Source organism: Mesorhizobium delmotii (assembly GCF_900149755.1).
Lineage (GTDB): Bacteria > Pseudomonadota > Alphaproteobacteria > Rhizobiales > Rhizobiaceae > Mesorhizobium > Mesorhizobium delmotii.
This window is the reverse complement of record NZ_FUIG01000038.1, coordinates 26,695-39,094: the sequence shown is the minus strand read 5'-3', so window position 1 is coordinate 39,094 and position 12,400 is coordinate 26,695. Positions and strand designations below refer to the sequence as shown.

Annotated in this window: 5 protein-coding genes and 4 pseudogenes; 5 read left to right on the top strand and 4 right to left on the bottom strand. The window is 57.6% G+C overall.

Annotated elements, in window-relative coordinates:
- Positions 1–222: hypothetical protein (locus BQ8482_RS38715; protein WP_208867809.1), on the bottom strand; the 222-nt coding region annotated here is incomplete at its 3' end.
- 70 nt (positions 223–292) lie between these two features.
- On the opposite strand from BQ8482_RS38715, the pseudogene BQ8482_RS22340 reads away from it, so the two are divergent.
- Positions 293–726, top strand: a pseudogene (locus tag BQ8482_RS22340) (IS110 family transposase); the annotation flags it as partial.
- Between the two features lie 194 nt (positions 727–920).
- On the opposite strand, the gene BQ8482_RS22335 reads toward BQ8482_RS22340, so the two are convergent.
- Entirely contained in the window at positions 921–2,276 is a 1,356-nt protein-coding gene (locus BQ8482_RS22335) for an aminotransferase-like domain-containing protein (RefSeq protein WP_165848666.1), read from the bottom strand.
- Positions 2,277–2,496: 220 nt separating this feature from the next.
- On the opposite strand from BQ8482_RS22335, the gene BQ8482_RS22330 reads away from it, so the two are divergent.
- Positions 2,497–4,263, top strand: coding sequence for a CocE/NonD family hydrolase (locus BQ8482_RS22330; RefSeq protein WP_123149578.1), 1,767 nt, complete (start codon positions 2,497–2,499; stop codon positions 4,261–4,263).
- Between the two features lie 1,199 nt (positions 4,264–5,462).
- Here the strand turns inward: BQ8482_RS22330 and BQ8482_RS22325 are convergent.
- Positions 5,463–6,000: pseudogene (locus tag BQ8482_RS22325) on the bottom strand (ABC transporter substrate-binding protein); the annotation flags it as partial.
- A gap of 626 nt (positions 6,001–6,626) precedes the next feature.
- On the opposite strand from BQ8482_RS22325, the gene BQ8482_RS22315 reads away from it, so the two are divergent.
- From BQ8482_RS22315 to BQ8482_RS22305, 3 genes and pseudogenes are all read left to right on the top strand, one after another.
- A complete protein-coding gene (locus BQ8482_RS22315) occupies positions 6,627–9,113 on the top strand; it encodes a GcvT family protein (protein ID WP_208867808.1) in 2,487 nt (828 codons plus the stop codon).
- 1,088 nt (positions 9,114–10,201) lie between these two features.
- Positions 10,202–11,374 carry a M20 aminoacylase family protein gene (locus BQ8482_RS22310; RefSeq protein WP_123149576.1) on the top strand — a complete coding sequence of 391 codons (1,173 nt, stop codon included), beginning with the start codon at positions 10,202–10,204 and terminating at the stop codon, positions 11,372–11,374.
- Positions 11,375–11,430: 56 nt separating this feature from the next.
- Positions 11,431–11,580 (top strand): annotated as a pseudogene (locus tag BQ8482_RS22305) (succinyl-CoA--3-ketoacid-CoA transferase); the annotation flags it as partial.
- A gap of 262 nt (positions 11,581–11,842) precedes the next feature.
- On the opposite strand, the pseudogene BQ8482_RS22300 reads toward BQ8482_RS22305, so the two are convergent.
- A pseudogene (locus BQ8482_RS22300) lies at positions 11,843–12,221 on the bottom strand (IS21 family transposase); the annotation flags it as partial.
- Positions 12,222–12,400: the final 179 nt, after the last annotated feature.

Here is a 12,400-nt window from a genome sequence, read left to right as displayed (position 1 = left end):
CCGGTCATTCACAGCCCAGAACTGAACGCCTAGCCTGAAGGAAACGTAAGGAAGTGGCGGATTTTGTTGAAAAGGTCCGGCGCATCCCAAAGCGAACGTCGCCAGCAGAATCCCATTCCCTTTGGCAGACATCTCGCGGAATCTGGATTCGCAATACGTCTCCTTTCGGAACGGCATTCTAGCCAAATGCTCAAGCGCCTCGGTCAGCGGCTTTTTCAACATTGGGTAATGGACAGCGGCTCTTCGCGGAGATCGATAGGATCGGCTCCGACATTTGAAGAGGAGACCGACCATGGAGTATTTTGCAGGTTTGGATATCTCAATGGAGGAGACGCATGTCTGCGTTCTCGACCGTGAGGGTGCAGTCGTTCACGAAGCGAGGACGATTTCGACGACTGAGGCGATCATTGTGCCGCTGCCGAAGGCTCCGGCATGCCGACGAGTCGTTTTCGAGACCGGTCGTATGGCTCCGATGCTCTACCACGGCCTGCGTGAACGTGGCGTGCCTGTCGTCTGCATCGAGAGCCGGCAGGCGTACGAGGCGCTGACGTCGCTAGCGACCCACAAGACGGACCGCAACGATGCCCGTGGCCTAGCACCGGGTTCTTCAAACCGACCCATGTGAAGTCCCTGCCGGCGCATGCCATCCGCTCACTGGTCATCGCGCGCAAGAAGCTGGTCGGCCAGCGCGTCATGCTGGAGAACCAGATCCGCGGCCTCGCCGTCAACCCAAAGCGGACAACTGATGTGCTACAAAAACCGGACAACTTGAAAAGCTACCGACACTCATCTCAGCGGCCTTAAGGTTTTGGGGTTTCTGATCCTTTATCGGTGGGTCTAAATAAAGTTGATGCTTGGCCTTTGTGCGACGTGGAGCGGAATCGAACTCTCATTGCCATTCCTTTCCTTGTGCCGGTTGGTCAGTAGCGGGTTACGCCTGAAGGCGAATAGGTCGACATAAGGCCAGCGACGATCTCAAGACCACGTTGCACCTCGCCTTCGGTTGCTGGCGTACTAAGCGCCAGTCGTATCGCTTGAGGTGCACCAGCACGGCCGACGGTGAACCGATCAGCCTCGATGCAAATAACCGACGACTGCCGTGCAACGCTGACGAACTCACTTGCCCGCCAAGGCTCCGGAAGATGTAGGAAGACAAATGGCGCGGGCAGCAACTTTTCGCCTAAACGATCCCCCATGATTGATCGTGCCAAAGACCATCGACGCCCAATCGCGTCACGTTGCCATGTGCACAACCGATCAAGTAGACCTGTGCGGATCCACTCGCCCGCGATTTCAGCTTGTAAGAATGCGCCTCCGAGCGTCAGCGCATGTTTTACGCCCTCGAGCCCTTGCGAGCGAGCCGGGGGGCAGCGCATGAAGCAGACTCTCATAGCTGGCCCAGTGCATTTCGACAGGCTAGCCAGGTAAAAAGTGCGCTCGGGAGCCATGGATGCTATGGCCGATGACCGAGCGTCCTTTTCGACAAGGGCGGAAAACGGATCGTTCTCTATGATGAGGAGGTCATGCCGTTGTGCAATCTGGCCGATGGCGCGGCGCCGCTCGGTTGATAACGTTACCCCGGTGGGATTTTGCAAATTCGGAGTTAGGAAGAGCAATTTGGCGCTCGACATGGCGACCTTGCGTTCGATCGCCTGTGGAGGCAAGCCCTCCGCATCCAGTTGAAGCGGAATGATTTGGTGCTTGCGAAGCCGCAGCAGGTGCGAAAGTCCCAGATAGGTGGGATCTTCAAGCAAAACAGGGTCGCCCGGTTGCGTGAAGGTCGATAGCAAAAGCAGGATGGCCTCTTGGGCACCGCGGGTTACAACAACGTCTCTTGCGTCCGACTCAACGCTCAGAAATTCTAACCAATCGGCGCCTGCTTCTCTGTGAGAACGATACCCAAGATCGGGCGCATAACCCGACAGCGAGCGATCAAGAATATTTCGACCGATGCGCGCAAAAACATTCTCGAATGCTTGGCGCCGTAGAGCGTGATCCTGCAACGGCGTTGGAAGAAGCAGGCCGAAATCTATCAGTGTTCCACGTTCGTTTCCCTCGCGAAGTGTTATGGGCTCACGAACATCGCCCCGTTCCCGTACTCGCGTACCGTGACCGATGCGTGAAAACACCAGACCCCACTCCGCGGCGATATTATAGGCGCGAGCGACGGTTGCTGTGGTGACACCAAGCTTCCACGCCATTTCGCGGTGAGGCGGGAGCTTATCTCCTGGCTTGAGAACGTCAGCCTGGATTGCATCCCTGATGGCTTCAGCCAACGCCCGATAGCGGTGCTGAGAGCCGCTACCCAAATCGGGGATCCAATTTGACACCATTTCAATTCAGAAATTGACGCGGTTTATCGATGGGGTCATTCTTGGGCGGGTCTGATCAGAAAGTCAATGGGGAAGAGCCGGCCATGGAAGTATTCATTTGCCCACGCGCCGCAGGTGCTTGCGCGAAGCGTTGAGCAAGCATCTTCTATTAGAGGAGCACTGCATGAGTCTCTTTCGTCAGGACACACCGGATTCGATCTTTCGCTTCGATCTCCGTGGCTCCTCTGAGGGGCGGTATAAGGTCGGCCCGTTGGAATCGGCGTACGTGACCATGCGCGATGGCGTCAGCCTTGCCTTGGATGTCGTCCGTCCAATGGACGAGGACGCAAAGACCAAGCGTGACACCATCCTGGTCATGACGCGCTATTGGCGTGGAATCAAAGGGCACCCTTCCAACCCCTTTGCCGACCTGTTTGTCCCGCAAGGCTATGCCGTCGTCGTTGGAGATGTTCGCGGCACCGGTGCATCTTTCGGGGTGTGGCCTCATCACCGTGCGCGCGCCGAAACACTGGATTTTGCCGAAGTGCTCGACTGGATCGTCGCGCAGCCTTGGTCCACGGGCCGTGTGGTCGGCTACGGTCTGTCCTACACCGCCAACACGGCGGACCGGATGGCAGAGCAAAATCATCCGGCGCTAAAGGGCATTGTACCGCGGTTTGCCGACTACGATCCTTATGAAGATTACTACTTTCCCGGTGGAGTCGCTAACGTCACCTTCGGGCGAAACTGGGGCAACAGCGTCAAAAATCTCGACCGCAATCTGAAGATCTTGCCTGATGGCGAGCGTTCGCCGGGCGTGCGTCCCGTCGGGTCGGGCGGGGGAACGGACCTTGACGCTGCCCTGCGCGATCGCGAGCGGGTACCATCCGTCTGGGAGGGATTCCAGCGGGTGAGGTTCAAGGACGATCGTCCCGCAACCTGGGGCGGCACATCCATGCTCGACTGGAGTACTCAGGAGGTAGCGGACCGGATCGATCGCTCAGGCACCCCGATCCAAAACTGGGCGGGCTGGTTCGACGGTGGCACGGCGCAAGGGGCCATCCGTCGCTTCCTGCGACAGTCAAATCCGATGAACGTAATCATCGGCCCGTGGAACCATGGCGGCAACTTTCCCTACGATCCCCTCCGTACCGCCGGTGAGGCGATCCTTCCAACGACGCCGACGCAGCAGGCAAATGACATCCGCTTCGCGGCGGCCTGCTTCAACGGCCATGCTGCCAGCGATCGGGGGAAGGTCCTCCACTACTACACTCTAGGAGAGGGCGCGTGGAAATCGACCCGCTCATGGCCACCCCAGGCCACCCGCCGTCGGTGGTACGTGGCGAATGGCTTCCGTCTGAGCTCATCGCCCAACGAGACGGGCCTCGACTCGCTCCAGGTGGACCCTGCGCTGGGGGACGTCGCCTCGAACCGGTGGATAGGCAGCACGGACAAGGTGGATTATGGGGATCGGCGACAGTTCGAGGGCGCTCGCCTTGCCTACACCAGCGAGCCGTTAACGCAGGACCTTGAGATCACCGGACATCCTATCGTTCACTTGAATGTTACTTCAACCCGCGAAGACGGTAACTTTTTCGTCTATCTCGAAACCGTGAGGCCGGACGGAGTGATCTGTTATCTCACAGAAGGTCAGCTGCGTGCGCTGCACCGGAAGGTGTGGACCGGCTCTCCTTTCAGCGCGCTTGGACCGCAGCATAGCTATCTGGAATGCGACGCCGAACCGCTCATTCCGGGCGAGGCTGCCATCCTCGCCTTCACCTTGCACCCAATCTCCGCCCGTCTTCCGGCGGGTTACCGCCTCAGGGTGTCTCTTGCCGGCAGCGACAAGACTATGTTCGCAAATGTGCCCGCTGACGGCGCACCGCCCTCGCTCAAGTTTCATCGTGGCCCGACCGGTTGTTACATCGACCTACCGATCATCGAGTCTTGAGCAGAAAGCCCATACGTCGCCAACGGCGGTGAATCAGATAATCTGATGGCGCGGCAGCACAACGAAGACGCGAGGCTGACGCTCGGTCCGATGTGGTCCGAAGGACGAGCTCACACGCGGATTTGCCCGTTCTGTTGACTGAATGCCTGCCGGGCCGGAATTTCGCGCCCGAAGAACCCGATTCCCGCTGGAGACACGCACTCCGGCCTATTCAGTCGAGTTACAACCTTCCCGTCTTTCTGGGAGATGTTAGCTCTGAGGCGCCGACGGCGTCGACGGCCGACGATTGCCGTGCAGGAGGTTCATTCACCGTGACCACCTCCTCGACAATGTCAAAGCGCGGCAATCTATTCTGGGCGGCCCCCAGCCCGCTTCGCCAGCCGTCCCCCTCGATGTCATTCCTGCGGTAGGAACTCTACTTGTGACATGGTGAAGCTGCTGTCGCCGCGCTTACCATGGCATTGATAAATAGATAATAGGGCTGCTGCCCAGCATGACCGCTCCTCAGCGGTTAGCACGAGATCTTCGGTCGAGCGAAAGAAAATCTTCGGCTATACTAAAGTTAAGTCTCGTCCGATTGTTCCGGGGTCTCATGTGGCCCGAACGCCGCATTTGTTTACGTCGAGGGCGACAGCGCATGTTATCGGATGATCTCCGCGCGCGCTTTGTACAATGCCGTGGAACGGAACATCGCCGGTGATGATGCCGTATGGTTGTCAACGTAGCTCGGGTCACACCTCAAGCACGGCAGATAGAATGGGTGCGCGTTTCATCCGCGCTGGATGTTCGCCGTCAAGCGTGCCGCTTCGAGGTCTCTCCTTTGGCGCCGACGGCAGACAGGCGCCTCGCTGCCTCCCATACGCGCGCTCCGGCCACAGACATCCCCGCCCAACCAGCTGCCAGCTGCGAAGACGAATTCTTCGTCATCGTCGGATCCGGCACCAGAACTGCGGCCATCAGCGCCTCCGCCTAAGGGTGGACCGGATTTGTGAAGAGCGACTCGCAGCCGCGAACTCCACAGGCCGAGCACGCCCAATGTGCAAACTGAATTGGCAGCGGTTCGTTTCGTCTCAGCTGTTCGCGCATGCCGGCGTCGCCGGGCGCCACCCTGAGAAGACCCTCGCAGCGCGAGGGTCGAGATCATCCTGATGTAGGCGGCTATTGCGTGCTCAGGCCTTCTGCATGTTCCACATCGCAACGCCGAGCGCGTGGTCCGGCCAGTCCGAGATGAAGATGCTCCAACCGCCTTCTCAACGGGGTCCTTTTTCGCCCGACGCGTGACGATGTCGCCCCAATCGCTCGGCGCAAGCTCGGCATTCACTCCAATTTTGCGCAGCATGGCCGCCAGAAGCTGCGCGCTCACGTTGTATGAGGGAACGTTTGTGGCCTGGAGAATCACGACCTTCTCGCCGGCATATCCGGCCTCCTGGAAGAGCTGCTTGGCCTTTTCCGGATCGCCGCCCTTCTTGTACCACTTCGTATTTTCGTCGTTTGTATAGGGCGTATCGGCTCCAAAGGTTGAAGTGACGGTGCGGGTGTATTTCTGATCGGGGAAATGACGTGCAGGAATGCCTCCTGATCTATCAGGTGAAGCATGGCTTGGCGCGCCTTAACATTGTCGAACGGTTTTTTCAGCCAGTTCATTCGGACAATGTATACATGGCCAGACTTATTTGTAACCTGAAGTTCAAGGTTGGGATCGCTCTGGATTGTGGGGTAAAGATCGGCCGCCGGCGCGATATCTGGGCCCGAAGGATCGTCGGCAACGAAAGGGCCGTTCCGGCCACGATACCCGCTTTAAGAAGGTTGCGTCGAGAGATTGTCATGTTCCCATCCTTCTCTTAACCGAGCCACGAAGACGACGGGGCGGCGGATCTGGGGCCTCCAAACGGGGCCTGTAAAATAGTCGCCGCTGTCTGGCACCGGACGGGTGCGATTCAATCGACGACCAGCTTGTTAGCCCTGCGAACAAACTTCGAAATCGGTGACTAATCGCTGGACGATCTTTGTCGCCCTCGCAAAGAATGATCACGTTGATGGACAGCGTCAATTTTTGAATTGAAACGGTGTCAAATTGATCCTCGATTTTGGCTCCTTCAGACCAGTCATTCGGCAAGCCAAAAGCCGGCTACTGCATGGACCGTGGTGTAATCTCGACGAACGGTCCACCCCAGAGCTCTATTGCAAGTACGAGAAGGCACGCTCGCGATTCTTCAGTCAGACCGTGAAACAGCGCCGCCAAAGGCTGAATATTTGGCACCAAGTCAATATTAGAATTGACATAGGGCAGTCTGAAGTCATTTTATCGGCGTCAAGGGTTCAGGTAACCGAGGCTGTTGGGGTTGTGGACTGAGGACTCGACATTGGCGGACAATTTAGAAAACGCACCAGAAACAGCCGAAGCCGTACCTAGCGATGCTGATATTGTCGTGATCGGCGGCGGTGTGATGGGCTGCAGTGTTGCGTATCATCTCGCCAAGTTGGGCGGGGGCATAAAGCGTGTTCTCTTGCTGGAAAGAGACAGACTTACTTCGGGCACGACTTGGCACTCGGCTGCTCAAGTGCGGCAACTGCGTTCCGCTGAAAACCTGACGCGGCTCATTCAGTACTCCACTGAGCTTTATACCGCACTCGAAGCCGAGACTGGACAAAGCACGGGCTGGTTGCAGACGGGCTCAATAAGCATCGCCGCCAATCCGGATCGTCTTACTCACATACGGCGGCAAGCGGCTCTGTCTGAAGCGTTTGGAATACCAGCGCGAGAGATTACGGCGCAAGAGGTCGCGGAAACCTGGCCGCTCGCGAACGTGTCGGACATTATCGGAGCAATCTACTCTCCGAATGACGGACGGGTGAATCCAAGTGACTTATGCGCTGCTCTGGCTAAGGCATTTCGTGCGCGCGGAGGTCGGGTCTATGAACACACCCCAGTTACAGGTTTGAAGCGACGCGGCAGGCGCCTCACTGCTGTTGAAACAGGCAAGGGCACAATTCGCTGCGAAACCGTTGTGCTAACCGGTGGCCTATGGAGCGCCGCAATTGGAGCCCTGACGGGAGTCAAAGTACCCCTATACGCTTGCGAACATTTTTACCTTCTCACTAAGCCGGTTGACGGCGTCGTCCGTCATCGGCCAACCCTCTCAGATCACGATGGCCATCTTTATATCCGCGACGAAAGCGGTGGGCTCCTCCTCGGCTGTTTCGAACCAAGAGGAAAGCCGATCGATGTATCCGAGTTGCCTGCCAACTTCGCATTTGGTCTGCTCAATGAGGACTGGGATCATTTCGAACCCATGATGCACAACGGCATTCATCGCATTCCGGCATTGGAACACGCTGAGGTGCGAATGCTTGTGAATGGACCCGAGAGCTTTACCCCTGACGGAGCTTTCTTGCTCGGGCCTTCTGCGGAAGTGGATAATTTGTTTCTGCTGTGTGGCATGAACTCTGTTGGTGTTGCCACGGGAGGGGGGGCGGGCAAGGCTCTTGCGCAATGGATTTTGGAGGGCGGGGCGCCGATGGACCTTACGGGAGTGGATCCGCGCCGGTTCCCGCCCGTCGAGAGCGATGTCGGGTTTCTGCGGGAGCGCACCCCGGAAGTGCTCGGCAAGCACTACGCGATTTCTTTCCCGGGCCATGAGTGGAAAAGCGGCCGTGGTCTCTGTCGCAGTCCGCTACACAGTGACCATCTAGGTGATGGCGCGCAATTTGGTCAGCGCTTCGGATGGGAAAGACCTCTCGTTTTCGGCACCAAGGTCGATATGACGCCTACTTTTGGTACAGCTGGCTGGCACAATGTCGTCGCGGAGGAGGTGGAGGCCGTTCATACGCGAGTGGCACTATTCGATCAATCCACATTTGGCAAGATACGAGTCGCCGGCCCGGATGCCGAAGTGTTCCTCCAGCGCGTTTGCGCCAACGATATGGCGCGCGATCCTGGACGTGTCATATACACGGCACTATTGGATGACCGTGGCTGTTTCCAGAGTGATCTTACCGCTCAGCGCATCGCTGAAGATGAATATGTCCTATATGTAAACACAAACAGCATCCTGCGCGATCTCGCTTGGCTTCTGAACCACCAGCATAGCGATCAGCGCGTCGAGATCGAGGACGTTACCGAGGCGTTCTGCGTTATAGGGTTGATGGGCCCGTCTTCTGCAAATGTCTTGAGCAATGCTTGTGACGGGGCTAATCCGGTTGCCGATCTCCCCTATTTCGCGCACCGGACATTCTCTTTGAATGGCATCAATGTACGCGCTGCTCGCCTGTCTTATGTTGGCGAACAGGGGTGGGAGATCACCGTCGGTGCGGCAGACGCACCTCCGTTGTATCAAAACCTTCGCAAGAGTGGCCAAGCAACTGGGATCCGCCCTGCAGGCCTGCTAGCCCAAACTTCGATGCGAATAGAGAAGGGCTTTTTGTCATTTGGGCACGACATAACGCCAGACGACACGCCCCTCGAAGCAGGGCTGGCCCAGGCAACAAAGCTCGGCAAGGATATCGACTTCATCGGCCGACATGCGTTGGAGCGGCGGCTGAAGCAGTCTTCGGGCCGCCACATGGTGACTATCCTTCTGGACTCCGGCTTTGAGGCGAATCCAATCGGTGGAGAGCCGATCCGAATTAATGGCACAATAAGAGGACGGGTCACGTCAGCCAGCTTCGGATATCGAGTTCAGCAGCCGGTTTGTCTTGGCTACCTGAAAGGTGACATTGCCGAATTAGACGGTGCGGAAGTTGAGGTCGACATCGCAGGCCAGCGCTATCCTGGCCGCGCGCAAACAGCCGCTGCTTTTGATCCCAAGGGGCTACGACTGCGAGCCACCTCCGCCGTCGTGACCGCGTAAGGCGCATGTTCAACACTTTGCCTCCCAAAGGCCAATCGCCATGCAATCGGATTCGAATTGGCTTGTATTCTTCGGCCAGGATGGATCGAGCAGCTTGTCCTGAAACTTTCTCATCGAGATGAACCGGCATCGTTGCGGCGGTGAGCGCCGCAACAACCGGCTGTGGCGGAAACATCATAAAAGCGCGCAGTTTGGCGATGTTCGACAGCACGTTTCTCCATGCGCATTTCGTCAGAGCCTCGAAGCAGAATAGACGGCGAGCATTTCCGAAGTCTCTTCGCGCAGAAGGCGGAGAGTTATCGATGAAACTGGTTCTTGGGCCGCCGGGGAGCCGCGTACATATGGTGTCTCGGTTTGGCTGTCAGCGGCAGGCTTGCTATCTCGCTGGAATAGTTGGTGCGCTCCCGATGGAAATCGTGCCTCGTGTCGTCTTGGGCGTTGGGAGTTCTCTTCCAAGGGCGAGCAAGCGACTGCACGGCCGCGTTCATCAATCTTTCTTGCCTTAAAGAGGCGCCGTACCAAGTAGGCGTTCGAACTCGGCGTAAAGTTGATCGGAGCGACGGCTCGCTACGGTCACGCCCGATCTGGGCGCAGGTCCGTTTATCGCTCTGGCGATACATGCGTGGCACGGGCAGGCGCGCCCGGCGCGATCTCGTTGCATATTCGGACATCAAGCGGCACGTTCTAGGAAAGGCCGTCAACGTGACCTCCTGAATTATGATGGACCCGCCTAATGCCTTGGCTGAGATGGACCTGCGCTCGATCTGATTTCCTGTGGTAAATCCCCAGTGCGTCTCACAAGCCACTACGTTTCAAACATCGCCACTTTTTGCGATCCACGTTTCAGCAGCTGAGGCAGTTTGGTGCAAATCCCTCTCCGTCATGCCTCATTTTTGGGAGGAGCATCGGCAAAGAATTCTGATCCTCGATTGAATAAAGTGGAGAGTTAAGTTCGATCGTGATGCGGCGTTCAAAAAGGGGATTCCGTTCCCCCTCGTTGTCCATTTTCCATGCAAGAATATGCGACGCGGCTGGAGAAGGACATCTAAGCGACGTGGCGGAATGTGTCTAAAAAGGGCTGAATCAAAATGACAAGCGTTGAAACTTTCCGGGGGGATTTGCAGCGCGAGGCAACCGAGTGGCGTCGCTACCTCCATGAAAATCCCGAGCTCGATTATCGGGTAGATAACACAGCGAAGTTCGTGACCGAGAAGCTGGCCTCGTTCGGTATCAATCACATCGAAACGGGCATAGCTGAAACTGGCATAGTCGCATTGATTCAGGGCGAAGGCGGAGACGGGCCGACGATCGGATTGAGGGCGGATATGGACGCCCTGCCAATAATTGAGGCCTCAAACAAACCCTGGTCATCAAAAATACCAGGCAATATGCATGCGTGCGGCCACGACGGTCATACGGCCATGCTGCTGGGCGCTGCCAAATACCTGGCGTCTACGCGCAAGTTCAAGGGCTCCGTCGCCTTGATCTTTCAGCCGGCAGAAGAAGTAGAACTGCCGTCGGGCGGTTTAAGGATGGTCCAGGAAGGAATCATGGATCGTTTCGACATCTCGCAAGTCTTTGGCATGCATAACCAGCCAGGCATGGAGATCGGCAAGTTCGGCATTTGCGATGGCCCGATCATGGGTTCGCAGGACGACTTCGATATCGTCGTGAAGGGCAAGGGTGGCCATGCTGCCGGTCCGCATCGGACTATCGACCCCGTCGTCATCGCAGCCCAGATCATCATTGGCCTGCAAACCTTGGTGTCGCGCAAGACCGATCCTAGGGAGTCGCTGGTGATCTCCGTCACCAAGTTAAACGCCTCACGGGCCTACAACATCATCCCCGATCAGGTTGAAATCGCCGGAACCGTCAGGACTCTCGCATCCGGCCTGCAAGACTTCGCCGAACGAGAGATTTTGGCATCCGCTCAGGGCATTGCGCGCGGATTCGGTGGGGATGTCGAGTTCAAGTATCGTCGATCCGTCCCCGTTACCTTCAACCACCCGGAAGGGACCAATCTTGCGATCACGGCGGCGCGCAATCTCGTGGGGCCTGCATCCGTGGACGACAAGATCAGCGTCAGTATGGGGGCGGAGGACTTCGCCTATATGCTTGAGGCGCGGCCGGGCGCCTTCATTTATCTTGGGAATGGACCGACCGCTAGCGTGCACCACCCGGCATATGATTTCAACGACAAAGCACTGCCTTATGGCATCGGCTATTGGGTGAACCTGGTAGAGACGGTGCTGGGTGTCTGAAGTGTCGGTGGGCTGGAGTTGGGCGATGTTGAATGGTCTTTTCATCATGGCCATCCCCGCTGACAGGGCGAGGCGTGGTCGATCGGATCATCACCAACCTTGGCGTGCTCGACGTCGTCGAGGACGGGCTGAAGGTGGTGGAACTCGCCGACGGCGTGACCGACGACGAGCTACGCACATCGACCGAAGCAACGATCGTCAACTGAGCCTCGTGCACCCTCGACAGAAGCCAGGGATCGTTTTAGAGTCCCCGATAGGGGATTGAAGAGGGTGGTTCGACCACCCGGGGCGCCGCGGAGGGAAGCGCCTCCGACCTCCCGGGCGGCAACCGAAAACGTTCAATCGACTCGACGACATATAATCTGAGAGATAATAAAATAACGGAATAGTACGCTTGTCCAAAAGCGTACTATTCCGTAAAATAAAGCCAGCGCGCAGTTTGGGATACGTGTGATGAAAGTGCGCGGCAAAGCGCGGCATCGGCTGCCATAGCCGATGGCGGGCATCCTGGACATTCTTCTCGACTTGCCCCTTCTCCCAGCCCGAGGCCGGATTGCAGAACTCGGCCTCGAAGAGATAGTGGCTGGCCATAGCCTAGAAGCGGGCATTGACCTGACGATCCTTGCCACGGCCGACCCTATCGACCGCCGTGCGCATGTTGTCATAGATCCCGCGCCGGGGAACGCCTCCCAGAATCCGGAGGGCGTGGGTGTGGGCATCGAACAGCATCTCGTGTGTGTGTGTTTGCAGCGGATAGGCCCGCACGAGGAAGGCGCGGCTGTAGCTGAGCTTAAGTGGCCACCTGCAGCTTGGTCCGTTCGCTGCCGATGACTGCCCAGTCTTCCGAAGGTGCCGCGCCCGGGGTTCACGGCCACCGAGCTATTCGGCGAGGAGGTCTTCCCGGTTTGCAGTAAATCGTAACAGACACACTCCCCGCGTATTTTGACTCCGGAGGATCTGGTGTAAGACCGTATGTCCGCTTCTGCCGGCGAGCTACCTCACCGGCAGAAGCGGACATACGGTCTT